19 protein-coding genes are annotated in these 22,719 nt (G+C 42.3%); 2 read left to right on the forward strand and 17 right to left on the reverse strand.

The genetic code is table 11. The annotated features are described in order from the left end of the window. From FFM63_RS00945 to FFM63_RS00985, 9 genes are all read right to left on the reverse strand, one after another. Entirely contained in the window at positions 1-1,074 is a 1,074-nt protein-coding gene (locus FFM63_RS00945; protein ID WP_137608470.1) for a prephenate dehydrogenase, read from the reverse strand. A 15-nt stretch (positions 1,075-1,089) separates the two neighbouring features. After that, positions 1,090-2,250, reverse strand: a complete 1,161-nt coding sequence (gene aroC / locus FFM63_RS00950) for a chorismate synthase (RefSeq protein ID WP_137608471.1) — start codon at positions 2,248-2,250, stop codon at positions 1,090-1,092. 3 nt (positions 2,251-2,253) lie between these two features. Then, a complete protein-coding gene (aroB, locus tag FFM63_RS00955) occupies positions 2,254-3,312 on the reverse strand; it encodes a 3-dehydroquinate synthase (RefSeq protein ID WP_137608472.1) in 1,059 nt (352 codons plus the stop codon). Between the two features lie 135 nt (positions 3,313-3,447). Continuing rightward, a complete protein-coding gene (gene aroF / locus FFM63_RS00960; protein ID WP_137608473.1) occupies positions 3,448-4,488 on the reverse strand; it encodes a 3-deoxy-7-phosphoheptulonate synthase in 1,041 nt (346 codons plus the stop codon). A gap of 21 nt (positions 4,489-4,509) precedes the next feature. After that, positions 4,510-5,388 (reverse strand): shikimate dehydrogenase, encoded by an 879-nt coding sequence (gene aroE / locus FFM63_RS00965; protein WP_137608474.1) that lies wholly within the window; start codon positions 5,386-5,388, stop codon positions 4,510-4,512. 382 nt (positions 5,389-5,770) lie between these two features. Continuing rightward, on the reverse strand, positions 5,771-6,553 hold the full coding sequence (locus tag FFM63_RS00970; protein ID WP_137608475.1) for an ABC transporter ATP-binding protein: 783 nt from the start codon (positions 6,551-6,553) through the stop codon (positions 5,771-5,773). Positions 6,554-6,621: 68 nt separating this feature from the next. After that, a complete protein-coding gene (locus FFM63_RS00975; protein ID WP_137608476.1) occupies positions 6,622-7,518 on the reverse strand; it encodes an ABC transporter permease in 897 nt (298 codons plus the stop codon). A gap of 4 nt (positions 7,519-7,522) precedes the next feature. Beyond that, on the reverse strand, positions 7,523-8,533 hold the full coding sequence (gene trpX / locus FFM63_RS00980) for a tryptophan ABC transporter substrate-binding protein (protein ID WP_137608477.1): 1,011 nt from the start codon (positions 8,531-8,533) through the stop codon (positions 7,523-7,525). Positions 8,534-8,904: 371 nt separating this feature from the next. After that, positions 8,905-9,465, reverse strand: coding sequence for a hypothetical protein (locus tag FFM63_RS00985; RefSeq protein WP_137608478.1), 561 nt, complete (start codon positions 9,463-9,465; stop codon positions 8,905-8,907). 165 nt (positions 9,466-9,630) lie between these two features. On the opposite strand from FFM63_RS00985, the gene FFM63_RS00990 reads away from it, so the two are divergent. Both FFM63_RS00990 and efbA read left to right on the forward strand, forming a co-directional pair. Further along, positions 9,631-11,298: a phosphoenolpyruvate carboxykinase (ATP) gene (locus FFM63_RS00990; protein ID WP_137608479.1), complete on the forward strand. Its 1,668-nt coding sequence runs from the start codon at positions 9,631-9,633 to the stop codon at positions 11,296-11,298. Positions 11,299-11,377: 79 nt separating this feature from the next. Then, a complete protein-coding gene (efbA, locus tag FFM63_RS00995; RefSeq protein ID WP_137608480.1) occupies positions 11,378-13,081 on the forward strand; it encodes a fibronectin-binding protein EfbA in 1,704 nt (567 codons plus the stop codon). Positions 13,082-13,108: 27 nt separating this feature from the next. Here efbA and pyrE read toward each other — a convergent pair whose 3' ends face one another. Genes pyrE through FFM63_RS01035 form a run of 8 tightly spaced genes read right to left on the reverse strand, consistent with a single transcriptional unit; the run spans position 13,109 to position 22,678 of the window. Next, positions 13,109-13,735: an orotate phosphoribosyltransferase gene (gene pyrE, locus FFM63_RS09845; protein WP_137608481.1), complete on the reverse strand. Its 627-nt coding sequence runs from the start codon at positions 13,733-13,735 to the stop codon at positions 13,109-13,111. Further along, positions 13,736-14,452, reverse strand: coding sequence for an orotidine-5'-phosphate decarboxylase (gene pyrF / locus FFM63_RS09850; protein ID WP_137608482.1), 717 nt, complete (start codon positions 14,450-14,452; stop codon positions 13,736-13,738). Further along, positions 14,452-15,369, reverse strand: a complete 918-nt coding sequence (locus FFM63_RS01010) for a dihydroorotate dehydrogenase (protein WP_137608483.1) — start codon at positions 15,367-15,369, stop codon at positions 14,452-14,454. Before FFM63_RS01010 ends, pyrF begins: the two co-directional genes overlap by 1 nt. After that, positions 15,369-16,157, reverse strand: coding sequence for a dihydroorotate dehydrogenase electron transfer subunit (locus FFM63_RS01015; RefSeq protein ID WP_371851310.1), 789 nt, complete (start codon positions 16,155-16,157; stop codon positions 15,369-15,371). Before FFM63_RS01015 ends, FFM63_RS01010 begins: the two co-directional genes overlap by 1 nt. Positions 16,158-16,190: 33 nt before the next feature. Next, on the reverse strand, positions 16,191-19,373 hold the full coding sequence (gene carB / locus FFM63_RS01020; RefSeq protein WP_137608485.1) for a carbamoyl-phosphate synthase large subunit: 3,183 nt from the start codon (positions 19,371-19,373) through the stop codon (positions 16,191-16,193). Further along, positions 19,374-20,453, reverse strand: coding sequence for a carbamoyl phosphate synthase small subunit (locus FFM63_RS01025; protein WP_137608486.1), 1,080 nt, complete (start codon positions 20,451-20,453; stop codon positions 19,374-19,376). Positions 20,454-20,457: 4 nt separating this feature from the next. Then, positions 20,458-21,738 (reverse strand): dihydroorotase, encoded by a 1,281-nt coding sequence (pyrC, locus tag FFM63_RS01030; RefSeq protein ID WP_137608487.1) that lies wholly within the window; start codon positions 21,736-21,738, stop codon positions 20,458-20,460. 13 nt (positions 21,739-21,751) lie between these two features. Further along, positions 21,752-22,678, reverse strand: a complete 927-nt coding sequence (locus FFM63_RS01035; RefSeq protein ID WP_137608488.1) for an aspartate carbamoyltransferase catalytic subunit — start codon at positions 22,676-22,678, stop codon at positions 21,752-21,754. Between the last annotated feature and the right edge of the window lie 41 nt (positions 22,679-22,719).

Here is a 22,719-nt window from a genome sequence, read left to right on the forward strand (position 1 = left end):
CTAACTCCTTCTGCAACAATGAAAATCTGCTTCTTCGATTACCGATTGCCCTTTTTCTAAATCTGTTTGATTTTTAAATGAGAGTTCTAAAACGCCGTAAATATCTTCACGGGTTTCTTGGATTTTTAAGTTAACGATCGAAATATCTGCCTTACTTAAAAGCGTCATGACTTCTGCAATCGCCCCCGCAGTATCTGGAATATCAACGTAAAGATCATAAAACGCTGGAATGACTCCGCGATCTTTTGCAGGTAAATGGTCGCGAGAATGTTTTGCCTCGCTAAAAAAATCATAGATTGCTGACTGATCTTCTTGCATTAAGCTTTCTTGAATGAGTGCTATTTCTTTTTGCCAGTCTTTTAATAAGTCTAATAAGATCGAACGATTCGTCAATAAGATATCTGTCCACATTTGCGGATCGGATGAAGCAATCCGAGTAATATCTCGAAACCCGCCTGCCGCAAGTTGTGTTGCTCGCGGATAGTCAAGCGCCAACTGATCACTCATTTTGACTAAGCCAGCTGCGACAATGTGCGGTAAATGACTTAACACTCCAACAATCTCATCATGTGATTCAGGCTCAAGCTCTACGAATTTTGCTCGGGTCGGCTCTAATAATTTGATTAAAGGATCCGTTTTGATGCCTTTAGGCGGTGTCAAAATATAGTACGCTTCTTCAAAAAGATCAGGGTCTTCTGCTTTAACCCCTGATTTATGCGAACCTGCCATCGGATGTCCTCCGATAAAAGTAAAAGGCAGTGTTTTCGCTAATTCCATCACTTCATTTTTTGTACTGCCGGTATCAGTGACGATCACTGATTCTTTCAACGAAAGATCTGCCAGTTTTTGCAAGTATTGCAGTGTCGAACGAACGGGTACGGCTAAAATAATGATATCCATCTCAGGTGCTCTTTCAATAGAAGCAATTTGATCAACCAGTCCGACATCACGAGCGATTTCACAAGTTTCTGATGAATAATCCCAGCCAAACAATTCGATTGCCGGATTGTTGATTGCTCTGCAAAGCGAAGCGCCGATCAAGCCAAGTCCTAAGACCATCACTTGCTGTTTCATAGACGTACCTCTTTCTTAAAAATTCTTAATTGTCTCACGGTATTGCGCTACCGCCTGCTGCAAGTCAGCGATCGTATCAGCTGAAAATTGTTCTAACAGTTCTTCGGCTAATACTGTAGCAACAACATTTTCCGCAACGACTGAAGCTGCTGGAACGGCGGTGCTGTCAGACCGTTCCACACTAGCCTTATACGGTTCTTTTGTATCGATATCAACACTCATCAGCGGTTTGTATAACGTCGGAATTGGTTTCATAACGCCGCGCACGATGATTTGTTCACCGTTTGTCATGCCACCTTCAAAACCGCCTAGATGATTGCTTGTACGGCTGTATCCTTCCTCCCAAACGATTTCATCCATAACTTTTGAGCCAGGCTGACGTGCCGCTTCAAAACCGATACCGAATTCAACACCTTTGAAAGCATTGATACTCAACATGATTTGAGCAATTTTTCCATCTAATTTGCGATCCCATTGAACATAACTGCCTAGACCAGCCGGTACATTATCTGTCCGAACCTCAACGACACCGCCGATCGTATCTCCAGCTTTTTTTGTTTGGTCGATCAATTCCTTAACTGCCGCTTCGACCGTTTCATCTACCATGTTGACTTCTGAAGCTGCCGTTTTTGCTTGGATCTCTTTAACACTTAATTTTTCTGGAATGGACGCTTCAATCCCGCCTAATATCACAACGTGACTCGCGATTTCAATGTCGACAGCGGCTAAAATTTGTTTAGCGATCGCGCCAACAGCTACTCGCATCGTTGTCTCACGAGCAGAAGAACGTTCCAACACATTTCTCAAGTCGTTGTGCTGGTATTTCATCCCGCCGACAAGATCGGCATGACCTGGGCGTGGTTTTGCGACCCGCCGTAATTTCTGGTCTTTTTCTGATACTGCTTCAACCGACATGACTTTCTGCCAGTTTTTCCAATCACGGTTTTCGACGATCATAGTGATCGGTGAGCCTAATGTTTGGCTATGGCGTACACCAGAGGTGATCCGCACTTGATCTTTTTCGATTTTCATCCGTCCGCCACGGCCATAACCGCCCTGTCTTTTCGCTAATTCATGATTGATCGCATCGATCGAAAGTGTCAAACCTGCTGGAACCCCTTCGATGATCGTCGTAAGTTCTGGTCCGTGTGATTCTCCAGCTGTTAAGTAACGCATAAGCTACTTCCCTTCTATTAAAAAGTCTTGGATTTCAGTCAATTTGATTTTTTTGATATACGCTTTGCCGAGTTCTTCCAGCACGACGATATTTAAACTATCTCCACGTGCTTTTTTATCATGTGTGATTGCTGTATAAAATTTCTCAGCTTCCCAAGGTTGGTAATCGGTTGGCAATTGATACTTTTGATTCATTTGTTCAATGGCTGCTGTGATTCCTTTTGGAGAGAGCTGTTTTTTTTCAGCTGTTTGCGATATTTTTATCATGCCGATTGCTACGGCTTCGCCATGACTAACTTTTCCGTATCCAGCAGTATTTTCGATTGCGTGTCCGATCGTATGCCCGAAATTCAACAATAAACGAGTGCCGTTATCAAATTCATCTGCTTCTACTGCCGCTTTTTTAACGTGTAAAGCTTTTAAAATAATCGTTTCACTGTGAGCTAAAAGGTCTTGGACTCCTGTTAGTTTCTCAAGGTCTTGCCACAGCGAAATGTCGCTGATCGCCCCGCATTTGATGATTTCTGCGATTCCTTCGCGAACACGAAGCTCAGGCAATGTATTTAGTGTCTCTGGATCAATTAATACACCCTCCGGTTGTGCAAAAGTCCCAATCATATTTTTGGCTTTGCTTGAATTCACTGCAGTTTTTCCGCCGATACTTGAATCAACTTGCGCCAATAGTGATGTCGGTATTTGAACAAAGGCGATCCCTCGCATATAGGTCGATGCAACGAAACTAGCCAAGTCGCCGACGACACCGCCGCCTAAAGCAATGATTGCGTCGCTGCGGGTAAATTGCTGATCCGCTAAGAAATCATAAAGATTGTTTGCCATTGTCAATGATTTGCTGCTTTCTCCTGCAGGTACGACATAGTGGCAAACTTCATAATCAGCTAATTGTTGCTGGATTTTGTCACCGTAAAGCGGAAATACGTGGTCATCGCTGATGATTGCGATTTTTTTATTTTGCCAAAGCGAGGCGATCCACTCGCCGACAGAATCTAACGCATGACGTTTTACAATGATTTCGTAGCTTTTTTCTGATAAAACAATTTCCATGACCGGTTCCCCCTGTTTCGTAGCTATCTCTTTTTAACTATGGAAAAGATTTTTCTGATCATCTCCAGACTCGGTTGCTAGATTTTAATCTCTACAATAATCCAAGTCTAGCAAAAAGCAGAACAACTATCTTGCTTAAATAAGTGAAGGTTCGTTCGTTAATTCATTGATTTTTTTCATCGCTTCAACCATGATGTCGACTTCACTCATCATTTTCAAGTAATTTTTCTCATTCAATGATTGTTCGCCATCAGACCAAGCGTGTAATGGATCAGGATGGATCTCGACAATCATTCCGTCAGCGCCGCTGGCAACTCCTGATCTTGCCATTGGTCCAACAAGATCCCAAACACCCGTACCATGACTTGGATCAACAATTATTGGGAAGTGACTCAATTTCTTGATCAATGGGACTGCGCTTAAATCGAAAGTATTGCGCGTCGCTGTTTCGTAAGTCCGAATGCCGCGTTCGATGAAAATGATTTTTGAATTGCCTTGTACCGCGATGTATTCCGCTGCATTCAACCATTCTTGGATCGTACCTGAGATTCCGCGTTTCAAGCCAATCGGTTTTCCTGTTTTACCAACTGCTTCCAACAAGCGGAAGTTTTGCATGTTGCGTGCCCCGATTTGAATAATATCTGCGTATTCGCAAACAACATCGATATGGGCTTCGTCCATCACTTCGGTAATTACTTTCAAACCATGAGCATCAGCAGCTTTACGCATGATTTTCAAGCCTTCTTCGCCTAATCCTTGGAAAGCGTATGGTGAAGTCCGTGGTTTGTAAGCTCCGCCACGTAAAATTTTTGCTCCGCCGGCTTTAGCCATACGTGCAGTTTCCATAATTTGTTCTTCGCCTTCAACAGAACAAGGACCCGCCATTGTTACAAAACTGCCGTCACCGATTTTTACGCCATCGACATCAACGATTGTATCTTGAGGATGGAATTCTCTTGAAGTAAGTTTGTACGTATTTGAGATGGCAACCGCCCGCTCAACGACACTGTACGCTTGAAATGGGACATTTTGTATGATCTTTGGATCGCCTAGTAATCCTAGTACTAAGCGGTCTTTCCCGCGATTGATTTGGACGCCTAATCCTTCTTCTTCAATTCGTGATAAAATCGGTGATAATTCTGATTCTTTAATTCCTTTTTTTATAATTAAAATCATTTTGATAACTTCCTTCACTTTTTAGTTTTTGATTGCTTCTTCCAATAACGGTTGGATCATCTCTACCGGCATTTCTTTGCCTGTCCATAATTTAAAAGCGGCGGCTCCTTGATAAAGTAGCATTCCTAACCCATTAACTGCGGTCGCTCCGGCTGCCTTGGCTGCTTTTAAAAGTTTTGTCTCGCCAGGATGATAGATCACATCAAACACCGGCAGATCTTTTCTTAACAATGATTCGTTCGGCAATGGCATTTGATCTGTATTTGGCGCCATCCCGATCCTAGTGGCATTGATCAATAAACTACTTGCTGCTAAAGCTTCGGATAATTGCTGCTCGTCGGCTAAATCATGTAGTTGGATTTGACAGTTGGTTTCTTCAGCGATCATCGCAAGTTTTGGTTCGATTTTTTGATAAAAGTCATCTTTGATATTAAAAACATCAATGGCTTGTACTCCGTCGATCGCCGCTTGTGTGATAATTGCTGTTGCGGCACCACCAGCTCCAAGAATCGTCATTCTTTTGCCAATGATCTCAATCCCATTTTGTTTTAAACTTTCCATACAGCCAATGCCGTCTGTAATATGTCCAATCAATTTGCCGTCTTGGTTCACGATCGTATTGATCGCTCCAATCAGCCGAGCCGCTTGACTCAACTCATCGACATATTTGACAGCTTCCATCTTGTGAGGCATCGATAAATTGATTCCCAACATTTCAAGATCGCGAATCGCTTGAATGCTTTTAGCTAATCTTTCTGGCTGAACGTCAAAGCTTAGATAGACTGCATCGACCCCCGTTGCTTTAAACGATGTCGTATGCATCATTGGCGAAAAGCTGTGTCTTGCTGGTAAAGCATACAAGCCGGCTAACCGCGTCTTTCCTGAAATTTCGTTTTCCATCTTTCCTCACTCCTTCTGATAATAATCAACCTTCAATCCTCTTTTAAATATGAAAAAGGCTCATTGTAGAAAATCTACAATGAGCCTAGTCTCTCCAAAAAATTCCAAAGAAAAAGCCACTATAGATTTTCATCTATGTGGCATTAAGTCATACTTAATCTCTCTAGCCATCATAGATACAAACTGGTGTCGTCTGCATCCATGAATCATGAATACAAACCTATCTAAAATAGCTAAAGTAATAATTATTCAGTTGTGTGTGCGTACTCTTATTCTTATTCATAAAGATCGCTCCAAACTGTGATTTAAGATTGAACTTAGTATAGGATTGTTTATAAAATAAGTCAACCTATTTTTTTAGTTTTCTGTAAATATTTTTTATTTACATCACTTCGACCACTGGATCACTTTCTTCAAACAGCAAAAATAGATCGGTCAGCGTCAGTTGTTTTTTCGCTTCGCCGCGGATATCTTTGATGATTTCTCCTTTTTCCATCACGATCACTCGATCGCCGTAATGTAAAGCGTCTTCCATTTTATGGGTGACCATCAAACATGTCAGCTTTTCTTCTTTGATCCGTTGATCCGTCAATTCCATCAATTGTTTGGCTGTTTTAGGATCAAGTGCAGCTGTATGTTCATCCAATAGTAATAAATCCGGCTGAGTGATCGTCGCCATCAATAGACTTAGCGCTTGTCTTTGCCCACCAGAAAGAGAGCCAGTCGGTGTATCAAGTTGATTTTCTAACCCATTGCCGGTCAAGCGGCATAATTCACGATACAGTTCCTTTTTTTGATTGAGCTGGCGTTGACGCAAGCGACGTTTTTGTCCGCGTTTTTCAGCCAATCCTAAGTTTTCAGCGACCGTCAGCCGCGGCGCAGTTCCCATTTTAGGATCTTGAAACACACGAGCAATCGAAGAAGCCCGTTGTTCTTCAGAAAGTTTAGTCAGGTCTTTGCCCATCACTGAAATCGTTCCGCTATCTAATTGCAAACTACCGGAGATACTATTGAAGAGCGTACTTTTCCCTGCCCCGTTCCCACCTAAAACAGTCACGAATTCTCCCGGTGCAATCGTTAAATCTACTTGATTCAAAATCTTGCGTTTATCATTTATTCCATTATTGATCGTTTTACTAGCCTGTTTTACTTCTAAGGCATTCATAGGCCCACTCCTTCTATTAAAGAAATCATTTCTGCTAAAAGATTCGCTGATTAATCAGCCGGCTGAGGCTAATGTGAATTGCCGCTGGTATCTTTTTCTAATCCGGTCTTTAAATTCAGCGCTTCTTTTAAGCGTGGGATCATCAAACACAATGCTAAGATGATCGATGAGAAAATTTTTAAATAGGTCGTATCCAAACCAACTTTGATGATGATCAAGATCAGCAATTGATAAATAATACTGCCTAAAACGATCGCGACTAATCGCTCAACAAAAGTGACTTCACCATAAAGGACTTCACCGATGATGATTGAAGCGAGCCCGATCACGATCACACCGACACCTTTACCGATATCAGCATAGCCGTCATTTTGTGCGATCAAAGCACCGGATAATGCGATGACTCCATTAGATAATGTTAAACCGATGACTTTCATCCGATCGGTATTAATACCGATCGAACGAGCCATATTCTCGTTATCACCAGTCGCGATATACGCTTGACCAAAATCTGTGAAAAAGAAGAACAGCAACAACGCGATAATAATCAAAATCGCGATTAAACCTAATAAAACAATATCAAAATGGTCTGGCAGATTTAAGTTAGTAAAGAAATCTTGTATCTTCGGTTGTTTCAATAAAGAAAGATTGGGTGTTTGCATGATGAACAACATCACCGAATTCAACCCTGACATCACGAGAATTCCAGCTAAAATGACTGGGATCTTCCCTTTAGTATAAAGGATTCCTGTAATAAAGCCTGCACACATTCCTGCAAAGATCCCTAGAAGCGTCGCAAGAATAGGCGACACGCCATTGGTAATGGCCGTCACACAGACCGCACCGCCTAATGGAAAAGATCCCTCTGTTGTCATATCAGGAAAATTTAGAATGCGGTACGTCATAAAGATCCCTAATCCTAAAATCCCCCATAAAAAACCTTGTCCTATCGCTGAAATTACCATTTGATTACTCTCCTTTAACGACTTCTGCTTCTTCTTTTATTTTTGCTGGAATCGTGATATTCAATTCTTCAGCTTTTTCTTCATTGATGATCATATCACCATAATCGATGACATTGACTGGTGTGTCGGCTGGATCTGATTTACCACTTAGGACAGCTGCTGCCATTTTTCCTGTTTCAACGCCTAGTTCAAATTGATTTTGCCCTACTGTGGCGATCCCGCCTTCTTTTACCATGTTATCAACAGAAACGAAGACTGGTTTTTTGGCTTTGTCTGATTCATTAATTAATGTTTGGAACGCGCTGGCGATCGTATTGTCTTGCGGAATGTACAAGAAATCTGTTTCTTTGCAAGCTTGCTGAGTGATTGTTGCGATATCATTACTTGAAGAGATCGCATATTTTTTCACGGTATAGCCTACTTCAGCGGCTTTCTTTTCAGCTCGTTCAATTTGTGATTTTGAGTTTTCTTCTGAAGAAGAATAGATCATGCCAACAGTTTTTGCATTTGGGAATAATTCTTTCGCCATATCGATCTGTTGATCTACCGGCGTTAAGTTATTGACACCAGTAACATTTCCACCTGGTTTTTTCAAATTCTCAACTAAACCGGCACTGACAGGGTCACTGATTGCTCCCATGATGATTGGTTTATCGCTGGTCGCGTTTGCCAAAGCTTTCGCCGCCGGTGTAGCGATCCCGACTAAGACATCCGATTTCTTTTCTAATAATTGCTGGCTCATACTGTTTAGTTTGCTTTGATCGCCTTGACCATTCAAAAATTCAACTTTGATATTTTTTCCATCTACATAGCCTTCTTTTTTCAATCCGGCAATTACTCCGTCTTTGATCTGGTCTAACGATGGATGACTGATAAATTGTAAGATCCCGACGGTTTTTACTGCTGGTTTATCCGCGGCAGCATCCGTTTGACGCGACCCCATTTGATAAGCAAAGACTCCGATTAAAACAACTGCTAACGCGATGATTGATCCAATAATTCCTTTATTTTTCATAATTAATTCCCCCAAGTATTTTTGTTTTTTGTTTTGTACATATAAAAAGACAACTACCCAAAAACTCTACGGTAGTTGTCTAAAAAACAAAAACCGCATAGATAGTCTCTATGCGGGAATAAGCATGAAAAAATATCCAGCATAGATACAAAATTTAGAAGTTGCCTAAACGTTGTATCTATGAGTGAATCCATAAATACAACTTATCTACGCCAGTTTTGCCAGCTATTCGATTGATTAGATAAGTTTACATGTTTCATGAATGCCACTCCTTCTTGGTTTTTGATGTTGACGTTAGTTTAGCGAAAAAGAAAACAGCTGTCAACACTTTTTATTAAAAAAAACTCATTTATTTCATTTGAAATCTCATTTTACTTATTTAACGTCCACATCGGCAAGCGATTTAATTCTGGAATGAACGTATCGTTTAGATCTTTTAAGCTTTCAACCACAAACCGATTTTTTTCTTTGCCATTCTGAAAAAAAATAAACGTGACTTGCCGCGGATCAAGCTGATATTTTTTAGCGATCGTCTTGCTATCATAAACGATCGGATAGTAATAAAATTTGCGGTTGAGCATTTTTTCTTGATCAGGATCGTCTAAGATCGTCATGACATTTTCATAAGACGTTCCGCTCGGTTGGCTGAACATGATCGAGATAGCTTTAGTGTCTTTTATTTTCTGATCGACAGTTTGATACTCTAACGGAATCAAGTGCTCTGATTTCAATGAATTGAAGACCAGCTCCTCTAATTGGGAGCGGCGAATAGCTGTTTGGGCAAATGCTGCCGAAACTGAAAAGATGAGCACCGCAACTACTAGACTGGCTGCGATCGTTAAGGTGCGGCGCTCATTCTCTGATACTGCACGGATAAATTCACGCCAAAGAATCAAGCATTTTTCTTTAATAATTGCTGCAGATCTTTTCATAATAACGCCTCCCTAGGTATTATTATATTAGTTTTCGTTTAAAAGCGCTACCAGCACAACAAATTTCACCTTGAATCACAATACAAAAAAACACGCTTTATGTTTTATTTGTTAGCGCTTTATTTAAATGATACTATGATATTGAGGACTTAAGGAGGTAATAAGATGAGCAGTATTGAACATTTTCCACGCAAACAGATCACAAAAAGCAACCGACTTTTTTCCAGTATTCGTAGCGTGATCGAGACAGCTTTTTACGCTAACAATGTCATAAAAATCCGGCATTTGACTGATGCGTATGCCTTGGCCAAAGCAAGCCCCGGAACGATCACAACCGATCTGGACGTCGCTCACACAAACCGATTGCAGCTGCCGACTGATGCAAAAGTGCTAGTAACAAATGACGGCGCGATCGTTGGCCGCACCGCTGCTGCTCGCCGGATCATCGGACAACAAGGCGTCGATCCAGTATTTTACAGCAAGCTTTTACGCGAAGCGGTTTTTAAGGCACGGACGAAACAATTTTATTCTGGTGAAGTGATTGTCGGACTGGATGAAGAGTTTACTGTTAAATCCCATTTGATGCTGCCGGCAGATTACAGTCCCAACCTCTACTCTTATTTATTGAATTTTCAAATCAGTGATGCAAAACAGCTTTTTTATCAACAGTCCGTTGAAATCGATACGGGCGATCTTTTTATTTTTGCGGATCCTGATTGGACGCACCCTGATTTCCCAACTGGTCTGGTCATAATTGATCCGCTGCACAATTGTGCGGGGATTTTAGGTTTGCGCTATTTCGGCGAATTAAAAAAAGCAACTTTGACACTTGCTTGGGCAACAGCTCATCGCAATGGGTTTATTGCCTGTCACGGCGGGATGAAACAATATTTATTGGAAAATAAAAACTACACGCTGGCAGCCTTTGGTCTTTCTGGTTCAGGAAAATCAACGATTACCCTAGCAAAACCAAAAAACAATGGAGACGTCTATGTTCTTCACGACGATGCATTTGTCATCTCAAAAGAAAAAGGCTCGACGACTGCACTGGAACCGGCTTATTTCGATAAAACTCAAGACTATCCAATGACGAGCGACCAAATAAATTATATTGTCACTGCTCAAAATGTCGGCGTTACATTGGATGAGCAAAATAAAAAAGTCTTGGTCACAGAAGATATTCGCAATGGAAATGGCCGCAGCATCAAAAGCCGTTTCGCGACTCCCAATCGAGTAGATCACATTGCGGAAAAAGTCGATGGGCTTTTTTGGATCATGAAAGATGATAGTCTGCCGCCGTTGATTAAAATCGAAGACCCTTCATTGGCGGCTATTTTTGGTGCAACACTGGCGACAAAACGTTCCACTGCCGAAAATATTAGTGCTGATACTGCAGATCAATTAGTCATTGAACCTTTTGCAAACCCTTTTCGCTGTTATCCGCTGCAAGAAGATTATCAAGATTTCAAGGAGCTGTTTCAAAAGCAAAAAACAGCTTGTTATCTTTTAAATACCGGCGATTTCCAAGGACGAAATGTCACTCCTGAAGAGACCTTAGATAGCATCGAAAAAATCATTGACGACTCAGCAAAATTTGCAGCTTTTGGTCCGCTTGAAAAAATGAGTTACTTGCCAATCAACGGTCATGAACCAAATTTCAATGATCGCCGTTACTTACAGCAGTTATTGATGCGGCTGGAAACACGCTTAGCATTTGTTCGCGCGCGCAAAACTGAGCAAAATGGTTGTGACCGCTTGCCTGATGAAGCAGAACAACTACTTTTGCAACTGCTTGATACGTTGCGCAGTTATTGTGAAACTTTAGAATCTTAAACTTCTCGGTGAGTTATTTGGTCATTCGCACTTTTTTGTTTATAATAAACGTATTCTGAATAGAAATGAGGGATAAAAAATGTCCTTTGATGGAGTTTTTACCCATGCGATGGTGCAAGAATTGAAAGATCAGCTTGTTACCGGAAGAATATCCAAAATCCACCAGCCTTATGAAAATGAAGTCGTGCTGGTTATTCGCGCCCAAGGAAAAAATCAGCGGCTGCTGCTTTCTGCTCATCCAAGTTATGCGCGGATCCAACTAACTAAGATTGCTTATACCAATCCTGATAATCCGCCTAATTTCGTTATGATGCTGCGGAAACATTTAGATGGTGCGATCTTAGAAGACATTCATCAAATCGAAAATGATCGGGTCGTCCACTTTACTTTTAGTAAACGAGATGAATTAGGCGATTTACAAAATATTGTGTTGATCGTGGAATTAATGGGACGCCACTCAACGATCGTCTTATTGAATAAACAGACTGGCAAGATCCTCAATGCGATCAAACATATTGGTCACTCGCAAAATACGTATCGCTCTATCTTACCTGGCAGTGAATACATTGAACCGCCAAAACAAGAACAAGTGAACCCTTTCCACGCTTCAAAAGAACAAGTCTTTGCGACACTCTCCACAGCTGAAACATTGGATGGTCGTTATTTGCAACAAAATTTCCAAGGATTAGGACGTGATACAGCTGATGAACTAGCCTTTCGCCTTTTAGAAAAACCAAATGAAAAAATGGCGGTTTGGACTGATTTCTGGCACAGCATCCAAAATGAACTTGCACCTACACTCGGTTTAAAAAACAAAAAAGAATTCTTTGCGCCGCTTGTTTTTAAAACCTTTGAAGAACCCGCGACTTACGCTGATTTAAGTACTTTGTTAGATGCCTTCTACGGTGAAAAGGCTGAAAAAGATCGGGTCAAACAACTTGGCAATGAATTGATTCGAAAAGTTGAAAATGAGATCAAACGCAATCAAACAAAGCTTGCAAAACGAGAAAAGACCTTGCAAGATTCTGAGAACGCCGAAGAATTTCGCCGTGACGGTGAATTGTTGACGACTTTCATGGCACAAGTCCCACGAGGCGTTGAAACGATCGAACTGCAGAATTACTATGAGGACAATGCTCCGATCACGATCAAATTAAATCCGGCGTTGACTCCGAATCAGAACGCACAAAAATATTTTCAAAAATATCAAAAACTTAAAAATGCCGTCAAATTGATTTATGATCAAATTGCTGAAGCCAAAGATGAAATCACCTATCTTGAATCTGTCTTGGCACAATTGGAGATCGCGGGTCCAATGGATATTGAAGTCATTAAGGAAGAACTTGTCGCTAGCGGTTATTTAAAACAAAAGCGCAACAAGAAAAATCGCAAACAGGCGCCTTCTAAACCGGAACATTTTACTGCTAGTGATGGTACTTCGATTTTAGTCGGTAAAAATAATTTGCAAAATGACCAATTGACCTTAAAACAGGCTCGAAAGACCGATATTTGGCTGCATGCAAAAAATATTCCCGGCTCTCATGTGATCATAAAAAATGAAGATCCGAGTGAAGAAACATTGTTGGAAGCTGCTGAATTGGCCGCCTATTTTTCTAAATTCCGCCAATCTGCGCAAGTTCCTGTGGATTATGTCGCCGTTAAACATGTCCATAAACCAAATGGAGCCAGACCCGGTTTTGTTATTTATGAAAATCAAAAAACCTTATTTGTAACACCTGAAGAAGCGGCAATCGAACGATTACGCAAAAACGGAACAGCTTAAGCTGCTCCGTTCTTTTGTTTCATCCACTTAGTTCAACCAACCTTCTGGATCCTTGCGCCATTTTTTTAATAACGCAAGCTGATCGTGATCGATATAGTTTTCTTGCAGAGCACTTTCGATCAAAGTAGAATAATTTGTCAATGTGATCAACGGCATTTCCGCTGCTGCAAAATTTTCTTTTCCTTTAGCTAGTTCATACGTGAAGATCGCCGCAACTCCTAACACAGCAGCCCCTTCTCTTTTAGCCGCTGCTGCAGCTTCCAACACACTGCCGCCAGTTGAGATCAAGTCTTCGATCACGACCATTTTTTGTCCTTCTGTGATCCGGCCTTCAATTTGATTGCCACGGCCATGGTCTTTCGCTTTACTGCGGATATAAACCATTGGCAAATCTAAAATCTCTGCTACCCAAGCAGCGTGAGGTATTCCTGCTGTGACTGTTCCGGCGATCACCTCAACATCAGGAAATGCCTCTTTGATTTTTGCCGCTAAGCCTTGTGCGATTGCACGGCGAACTTCAGGATAACTCATTGTCACGCGATTATCACAATAAATCGGTGATTTTAAACCACTTGCCCAAGTAAAAGGCTCATCAGGACTTAAAGTGACTGCTTCGATTGATAATAAATCTTTAGCGATTTGTTCTGCGATCATTTATGCTTCACCGTTCCATTCTTTTTTGATTTGTAAATAACTTTGATAAGGAGCTGGCGCTTGTGTGATTGGTCGGCCGACAACAATATAATTTGAACCGATCTCCTGCGCTTTTGCAGGAGTCATCACACGTTTTTGATCGCCGACATTGGCACCTTGCGGACGAATCCCCGGAGTCAAACAAATAAATGAATTATTTGTTGCTTGATGGATCTTCTCCACTTCATGAGCCGAACAAACAACTCCAGCTAATCCAGCTTTTTCTGCTGTTTTTGCATAATGTAAGACGCTTTCTTGTAAACTGACTGAGATAAGCTGATCTGTGTGCATCTGCTCTTCACTCGTAGAAGTTAATTGGGTCACAGCGATCAGCTCAGGAATTGGTTGACCTTCAGCAGTTCCTTCAAGCAAGCCTTGTTTCGCTGCTCGCATCATTTCCACCCCACCGGCTGCATGGACATTGGTGATTTTAACCCCCATTTTGGCGATTCCGCGCATCGCTTTTTGAACAGTGTTAGGAATATCATGCAGTTTCAGATCCAGAAAGATATCATGACCTTGCGCGCGCAAAAAATTTACAATTGCGGGACCTTCTTGATAAAAAAGTTCCATTCCAATTTTGATAAATAATTTCTCATCGACTGGAAAATAGGTCAAAAATTTTTCAATTTCTTGTTTTGAGGCAAAGTCAAAAGCGATAATTGGGCGTTGTTCCATTATAGGGCCTCCTTGACTTCACGACGTAATTGTTCTAAAGATTCGATCCCCAGCTCAGCCATTCGGACCGGCAGTTCTTCAATCAATTTTGGACAAACATATGGATCGGTAAAATTCGCCGTTCCAACAGCGACCGCACTTGCTCCTGCCATAAACATTTCTAAAACATCATCGACTGTTTGGACCCCGCCCATACCAATAATCGGCAGTTCACTAACTGCAGCAACTTGATTGATCAAGCGGATCGCTACTGGTTTGATGGCTGGACCAGATAAGCCGCCGGTACGATTAGCAAGAATCGGTTGGCGTGTTTTTAAATCGATTCGCATCCCTAATAATGTATTGATCATTGTAAAACCATCTGCTCCGCCCTTTTCGATTGCTTTTGCAATCGGGACGATATCCGTCACATTTGGACTTAATTTAACGTAGACCGGAACATTTGCGACTTCTTTGACTGACTTAGTCAACCGATAAGCTACCTCTGGATCAGTTCCAAAAGCGATCCCGCCATGTTTTACATTGGGACAAGAAATATTCAACTCGATTGCTTTGACGTTAGGTGCATCGCCGATTTTGGCACAAACTTCGACATAATCTTCCTCGCAAGCTCCTGCGACATTCGCAATGATCGGTAATTCTTGATACTGCTCTAAACTTGGTAAAATATCCTGCAAGACAACTTCCATCCCAGGATTTTGCAAACCAATCGCATTCAGCATTCCACTTGGTGTTTCCGCCACTCGCGGTGTCTCATTTCCGAAACGAACTTTAGGTGTTGTCGCCTTGATCATGATGGCGCCTAATTGATTCAAGTCATAATAATCTGCATATTCTTTACCGAATCCGAAACAGCCGCTCGCTGGCATGATCGGATTTTTCAAATCTAGTCCTGGTAATTTAACTGCAATACTCATTAAAAGATGACCTCCCCTGCTTGGAAAACGGGACCGTCTTCACATACTTTGACACTCTTTGTTTCATCTCCCGGTACATGACAGACACACGCGTAACAAGCTCCCATGCCGCAAGCCATTCGAGATTCGATTGAAAGTTGAACATTTTCTACTTTAGAGTAGAGCTGTTCAACTGTTTTTAGCAGACCGTTATTTCCACAAGCAAAAACTGCATCAGGTTGAGAAGATTTTGCCATCAATAAATTTCCAACGTTTCCTTGAATGCCAAAGGTGCCATCGTCAGTTGAAAAATGTGTCTCTCCCAATGCTTGAAATTCATCGGCATAATAGACCGCCTCTTGTGTCCCAAAACCAAGGAAGTGGACAACCTCTACCCCTTTCGCCTTCAGATCTTTAGAAAGCTGGTAAAGTGGCGGTACACCGATTCCGCCGCCGACGATAAATGCAGTATCGCCAGCGTTCAGCTCATCAATTTCAAAACCGTGCCCTAATGGTCCCATGACGTCTAATTGATTTCCCGGTAAAAGTTCAGAAAAACATTTTGTTCCAGCACCCTCGACTCGATAAATGATCGTACAAGTTCCTTTAGCTTGATCGTATTGATTGATACTGATTGGGCGACGCAATAATAAATCGCTTCTTGGCACACGAATATGCAAGAACTGTCCAGGCATCTGCATTTCTTTGACCAACTCTCCGGATAAAACCAGTTCATAAATTTTCGGTGCTAATTCTTGTTGACGAACGATCGTCATCATTTCCTGCTTCATAACGGCCTCCCTATAAATCGACAGAGCAAAGTGTCCTTTGCTCTGTGAAAGTTAAATTTTTTGGATTGAAAATGCTCGTGATTCCATTACTCTCAAAATGGCATCTGCTGTGTCTAATGATGTAAATAATGGGACGCCGTGTTCTACTGCCTCGCGTCGAATGATAAACCCATCTTCTGAAACATTCTGCCGATTTTTATCCATCGTGTTGATGACCACTTGTGCTTCACCGTTGCGGATCAAATCAATGACATTGTGATCATCTGCTTCAGAAATTTTAGCAATTTTCTTCGAGTCCAGCCCATTTTTTTCGAAAAACTCAGCGGTTCCTGCTGTAGCGATCAGACTGTAGCCGACCTCTTTAAATCGTTTAGCCAAGTTCAAAGCTTCTTCTTTTGTTTCGTCTGCGACTGTGAACAAGACTGCTCCGAATTCTGGCAGATGAAGTCCCGCTGCAGCGAATGCTTTGTATAATGCTTTCGCTAAATTCCGATCGGTCCCCATGACTTCGCCGGTTGATTTCATTTCAGGTCCTAAGTACGTGTCTACTTTTTGCAGCTTAGTGAAACTGAAAACAGGGGCTTTGACATGGACCATTTCACTTTCAGGATACAAACCATCTTGATAGCCTAGCTCTTTCAAACTTTGACCTAAAATTGCTTTTGTAGCAATCTGTGCCATCGGAATATTCGTGATTTTACTCAAGAATGGAACTGTCCGGCTTGCCCGCGGGTTGACTTCGATCACGAAGACTTCATTATCATGGATGACGAATTGGATATTCATCATACCGATGCAGTTCATCCCCAATGCTAAGCGGCGCGTGTATTCTTCGATCGTCGCTTTTAACTCAGCCGAGAAAGTCTGCGGCGGATAGACCGCCATCGAATCTCCAGAGTGGACCCCAGCTCGTTCAATGTGTTCCATGATGCCTGGGATCAAGACGGTCTCGCCGTCACAGATCGCATCTACCTCACATTCTTTACCGACCAAGTAGCGATCGACTAAAACAGGATGTTCTGGTGAAGCCTTGACTGCATTGGCCATGTAATCTTCTAAATCAGACTGATTTTCAACGATTTCCATCGCGCGTCCGCCTAAAACATAACTTGGGCGAACTAAGACGGGATAGCCAATTTTTTCAGCGATCTTCACCGCTTCTTTTGCGCTTGTTGCTGTATCACCAGGCGGTTGTGGAATCGATAGGCTTTGCAGAACTTGTTCGAATTGGTCACGGTCTTCCGCTCGATCCAAATCTTCAATAGTTGTTCCTAAAATCTTGACGCCGTTATTTACTAGCGGTTCAGCTAAGTTGATCGCAGTCTGACCGCCAAATTGAACGATGACGCCCAGCGGTTGTTCCAATTCGATCACATTCAGCACGTCTTCTAGCGTTAGGGGTTCAAAATAGAGCTTGTCTGAGACTGAGAAGTCGGTTGAAACGGTCTCCGGATTACTGTTCATGATGATGGCTTCATAGCCAGCGGCTTGGATTGCTTTGACCGAGTGGACGGTGGCATAATCAAATTCGACCCCTTGACCGATTCGAATCGGTCCTGAGCCTAAGACTAAGACAGATTCTTTCTCTGAACGAATGCTTTCATTTTCAAATTCGTACGTGCTGTAAAAATAAGGTGTTTGGGATTCAAATTCTGCCGCACAAGTATCGACCATTTTATAAACCGGTACGATTTTTTCTGCGATTCGGAATTCACGAACTTCGCTGGCAGTCATCTCCCAAAGTTGCGCGATTTTTATATCAGAAAAACCGTTTTGTTTGGCTAGTTTCAAAGTGTCCGGATTCTTTTTGTTTTGCGTCAATGCGGCCTCTAACTCCACGATATGGAGTAATTTATCTAAGAAAAACAAATCGACTTTAGTCAATTTATTGATTTCTTGGATTGAATACCCGCGTCGAATCGCTTCTGTCAGGTAGAACAACCGGTCATCTTGGGCTTTGACCATTTTTTCAGTCAATTCGTCGTCAGTAATTTCACTTAATTCCGGTAACTCGGCATGATAAGTCCCGATTTCTAATGAGCGAACTGCTTTGAGTAAAGATTCTTCAATATTTCGTCCGATCGCCATTACTTCGCCTGTAGCCTTCATTTGAGTTCCCAGAACACGTTCGCCGCTTTCAAATTTGTCAAACGGCCAGCGCGGAATTTTTGCGACCACATAATCCAATGCGGGTTCAAATTCTGCATAAGTTGTTTCTGTTACCGGATTTTTCATTTCATCTAAGGTAAGTCCCACCGCAATTTTCGCAGCTAGTTTGGCGATTGGATACCCAGTAGCTTTACTTGCTAAGGCAGAGGAGCGTGAGACCCGCGGGTTTACTTCGATGACATAATAATTGAAGCTATGTGGATCCAGCGCTAGTTGAACATTACAGCCGCCCTCGATTTTCAATGCGCGGATAATCGATAGGGACGCATCCCGCAACATTTGATATTCATAGTCAGACAATGTCTGGCTTGGTGCAAAAACGATTGAATCCCCAGTATGAATACCAACTGGATCAAAGTTCTCCATATTACATACGACAATGGCGTTGTCCGCTGAGTCTCGCATTACTTCATATTCGATTTCTTTGAAGCCTGCAATCGATTTTTCGATTAGACATTGTGTCGCTGGCGAAAGTTTCAAGCCGTTTTCCGCAATTGTCCGTAATTCTTCTTCATTATCACACATTCCGCCGCCAGTTCCGCCTAAAGTGAAAGCTGGTCGAACGATGATCGGATAGCCAATGATATTCGCAAATGCCACCGCTTCTTCAACTGTATTGACGATCTCTGATTGAGGGATCGGCTGCTCTAATTCTTCCATCAATTGTTTGAACAGATCTCGATCTTCTGCTTGGTCGATCGCTGATAATTTTGTTCCAAGCAATTCGATGTTCAATTCAGCCAGAATCCCAGATTCAGCTAATTCAATCGCCATATTCAAACCTGTTTGTCCGCCAAGTGTCGGCAAGATCGCATCTGGCAATTCTTTACGTAAAATACGAGATACAAATTCTAAGGTGATCGGTTCGATATAAACGGTATCTGCGATTTCTTGGTCGGTCATGATCGTCGCTGGATTTGAATTGACTAAGACGACTTCGTACCCTTCTTCTCTTAACGCTAAGCAAGCTTGCGTGCCGGCATAATCAAACTCTGCGGCTTGGCCGATCACGATCGGTCCTGATCCGATGACCATGATCTTTTTAATATCTGTACGTTTTGGCATTTATGCTTGCTCCTTCCATGCATCCATCATTTCCATAAACTCATCAAATAAGTGAACTCCGTCATGCGGACCCGGCGCAGCATCAGGATGATATTGCACACTAAATGCCGGGTAACTGCGGTGACGGACACCTTCGACTGTCCCATCATTGACTTCTATATGAGTGATCATTAATTTTTCAGGATCGATCGTTTTTTCATCGACAGCGAATCCATGATTTTGAGAAGTAAAATCGATTCGGCCAGTCGCGATTTCACGAACGGGATGGTTCAATCCTCGGTGACCAAATTTCATTTTGTACGTATCCGCACCGTTGGCTAAGGCGAAGAGTTGATGTCCTAAGCAAATCCCAAAAATAGGAACCTTTCCTTGGATTTGTTGAATCATCTCGATCGCTTCCGGTACATCTTTTGGATCCCCCGGTCCATTCGTCAACATCACGCCATCTGGACAAAGATCTAAAATTGATTGTGCATCCGTGTTGTAAGGCATCACCGTCAAGTTGCACTCCCGGCGTGACAATTCCCGCAAGATACTGTGTTTCAAACCAAAGTCGACCACTACTACATTGCGGCCTACACCAGGGCTTGGGTAAGGCGTCACGGTAGAAACTTGCGCGACTTGATTGGTTGGCAAGACCGTTGCTTTTAGTTGGTCAAATGAGTGCTCTAATTGATCGGCCGGATCAACGATACTACCTTTCATTGTTCCCACGCTGCGCAATTTTTTTGTTAATGCTCGTGTATCGATCCCGGAAATCCCCGGAATTCCTTTTCGTTTTAAAAACTCATCCAATGTCATTTGGTTGCGCCAATTGCTGGCTAAACGTGCATGTTCCTTGACGATCACACCTTTACAAGTCGGTGCGATGGATTCATAGTCATCTCGATTCACACCATAGTTTCCCACCATTGGATAGGTGAATGTAATGATCTGTCCGTTGAAACTTTGGTCGGTGATCGTTTCTTGATATCCTGTCATACTAGTAGTAAAGACGACTTCGCCAGCGACAGTTGCTTCGCCGCCAAATCCTTCACCTTCAAATACTGTGCCATCTTCTAAAATTAAAAGTCTTTTCAACGTTTTAGTCCTCCTTGTTGTATACCAACTGACCATCTACAAAGGTCATCAGTGTTGCGCCTTTGACCGGCCAGCCAGTAAAAGGTGTGTTCACTCCTAGTGATGCAAATTTTTTATCATCGATCTTTTCTTCGTGACTTAGATCAAATACCGCGATGTCGGCTGGTTGACCGATAGTCAATGTACCAACAGTCAAGCCGAAGATCTCAGCTGGTTTGACCGCCATCCAATCAATCACTTGTTCTAATGTAAAGCATCCTGTTTCAACAAAGTGTGTGTAAATCAATTGGAAGGCTGTCTCGCTACCGACGATCCCAAAAGGTGCTCGCAAAAAGCTTTGATTTTTTTCTTCAAAACCATGCGGGGCATGGTCGGTCGCGATACAGTCGATCGTCCCGTCAAGCAATCCCGCAATCAACGCTTCGCGATCGGCTGTTCCTCGTAACGGTGGATTCATCTTCCAATAGCCATGATCTTCTGTAATATTTTCATCGATCAAAAGCAAGTGATGCGGCGAGACTTCAGCAGTCACATGAACCCCGGCTTTTTTCGCCTCGCGGATGATTCGAACACTTTCTTTGGTGGATACATGACAGACATGGTAGTGAACTCCCGTTTCTTCAGCTAAAATTAAATCTCTTGCAATTTGTGACGATTCTGCAGCGCTTAAAATCCCAGGTAGTTCTAGTTGTTCGCTAATTTTTCCTTTATGCATCACGCCGCCGAACAATAAGGAGTCGTCTTCGGTATGGGCAACCAATGCCATCTTATTTTCAGCAGCTTCTTTCATCGCTAAGTACATCGTTCCAGCCGTTTGTACCCCTACTCCATCATTAGTGAAAGCAAATGCTCCAGCGGCTTTTAACCCTTTTTGATCGGTCAAATTCTCGCTGCGCAATGCTTCAGTGATTGGCGCGTATTGATGCACTTTCACCACTGCGTCTTTTTCAATAAGTGCTTTTACTTCGTTGAATTTTTCTACCGTATCTGGAACTGGATCTAAATTCGGCATTGCGCAAACCGTTGTGTAACCGCCGCGAGCGGCAGCTTTTGATCCATCTTTGATCGTTTCTTTATAAGTGAAGCCTGGTTCTCGTAAATGAACATGAACATCAACTAAACCTGGTGTGATTAATTGATTTTTCGCATCATACTCTTGATCAAATATCATTGTTGAGAAATTTTTTCCGATCCCGGCGATGATGCCGTCTTCCAACCAAAGATCACATGTCGTTGTTTGATTTTCTTTTGTCACGATTTTTCCATTTTTAATCAATGTTTTCATTTTATCTGCCCCTTTACGATTTCCCTCTGAGTACTGCTTCTAAAATGGCCATCCGAATATAAACACCATTTGTCATTTGTGAAACAATGCGTGATTGCAAGCTTTCGACTAAACTATCCGCAATTTCCACATCGCGATTAACTGGTGCCGGGTGCATAATGATCGCGTTATCTTTCAACTGCTTTCCCCGTTCGAGTGTCAAGCCGTATTTTTGATGATAGTCTTCCTTTGAAAAACTTTCTTGACCGTCATGGCGTTCATGCTGGACTCTTAAAAGCATCATGACATCGACTTGCGGTACTAGTTCATCCAATGGACGAAAGGTTCCATAAACATCAAAGCTTTCATCGTACCATTCTTCTGGTCCTGAAAAATAAACTTCAGCTCCCAACCGTTTTAACATTTGCATATTTGATTTGGCGACTCGTGAGTGAGTGATGTCACCGACAATCGCGATTTTCAAACCATTAAAGTGACTGAATTCCTGATGGATCGTCATAAGGTCTAATAAGCACTGCGTCGGATGTTGCCCGCTGCCGTCGCCGCCGTTCACGATCGAACATTGAATCGTTTTGCTTTGGATCAGCTCATCGTAATAATTTTCATCACTGTGACGAATAACCGCGACATCGACCCCTAATGCCGACATCGTTAAGACGGTGTCGTAGAGAGTCTCGCCTTTTTGGACGGAACTGGTTTTAGCATCAAAATCAATCACATCTAGTCCAAGTTTTTTTTCAGCAACTTCAAAACTCTTATGCGTCCGGGTACTATTTTCAAAGAAAAGATTCGTGACAAAGTATTGATCTTTATATGGTGCCCAACGCGCCCCTTGTTTGAATTGCTGCGCTCGGAAAATCAGCCCCATCACCTCTTGATCGGTCAAGGCTTCGACTGTCAATAAGTGTTTTAGACTAATCTCCTCTGACTGGATGATCATGAAATTTCCTCCTTGTTTGTGCTAGCTTATTTTAAAACTAA

The sequence above is a fragment of the Enterococcus pingfangensis genome (genome assembly GCF_005405205.1).
GTDB lineage: Bacteria > Bacillota > Bacilli > Lactobacillales > Enterococcaceae > Enterococcus_A > Enterococcus_A pingfangensis.

Bases quoted from the DNA above. Each gene is read 5' to 3' on its own strand.
- FFM63_RS00945 (WP_137608470.1), bottom strand. From the start codon at position 1,074: ATGAAACAGCAAGTGATGGTCTTAGGACTTGGCTTGATCGGCGCTTCG.
- aroC (WP_137608471.1), bottom strand. From the start codon at position 2,250: ATGCGTTACTTAACAGCTGGAGAATCACACGGACCAGAACTTACGACG.
- aroB (WP_137608472.1), bottom strand. From the start codon at position 3,312: ATGGAAATTGTTTTATCAGAAAAAAGCTACGAAATCATTGTAAAACGT.
- aroF (WP_137608473.1), bottom strand. From the start codon at position 4,488: ATGATTTTAATTATAAAAAAAGGAATTAAAGAATCAGAATTATCACCG.
- aroE (WP_137608474.1), bottom strand. From the start codon at position 5,388: ATGGAAAACGAAATTTCAGGAAAGACGCGGTTAGCCGGCTTGTATGCT.
- FFM63_RS00970 (WP_137608475.1), bottom strand. From the start codon at position 6,553: ATGAATGCCTTAGAAGTAAAACAGGCTAGTAAAACGATCAATAATGGA.
- FFM63_RS00975 (WP_137608476.1), bottom strand. From the start codon at position 7,518: ATGGTAATTTCAGCGATAGGACAAGGTTTTTTATGGGGGATTTTAGGA.
- trpX (WP_137608477.1), bottom strand. From the start codon at position 8,533: ATGAAAAATAAAGGAATTATTGGATCAATCATCGCGTTAGCAGTTGTT.
- FFM63_RS00985 (WP_137608478.1), bottom strand. From the start codon at position 9,465: ATGAAAAGATCTGCAGCAATTATTAAAGAAAAATGCTTGATTCTTTGG.
- FFM63_RS00990 (WP_137608479.1), top strand. From the start codon at position 9,631: ATGAGCAGTATTGAACATTTTCCACGCAAACAGATCACAAAAAGCAAC.
- efbA (WP_137608480.1), top strand. From the start codon at position 11,378: ATGTCCTTTGATGGAGTTTTTACCCATGCGATGGTGCAAGAATTGAAA.
- pyrE (WP_137608481.1), bottom strand. From the start codon at position 13,735: ATGATCGCAGAACAAATCGCTAAAGATTTATTATCAATCGAAGCAGTC.
- pyrF (WP_137608482.1), bottom strand. From the start codon at position 14,452: ATGGAACAACGCCCAATTATCGCTTTTGACTTTGCCTCAAAACAAGAA.
- FFM63_RS01010 (WP_137608483.1), bottom strand. From the start codon at position 15,369: ATGAGTATTGCAGTTAAATTACCAGGACTAGATTTGAAAAATCCGATC.
- carB (WP_137608485.1), bottom strand. From the start codon at position 19,373: ATGCCAAAACGTACAGATATTAAAAAGATCATGGTCATCGGATCAGGA.
- pyrC (WP_137608487.1), bottom strand. From the start codon at position 21,738: ATGAAAACATTGATTAAAAATGGAAAAATCGTGACAAAAGAAAATCAA.
- FFM63_RS01035 (WP_137608488.1), bottom strand. From the start codon at position 22,678: ATGATCATCCAGTCAGAGGAGATTAGTCTAAAACACTTATTGACAGTC.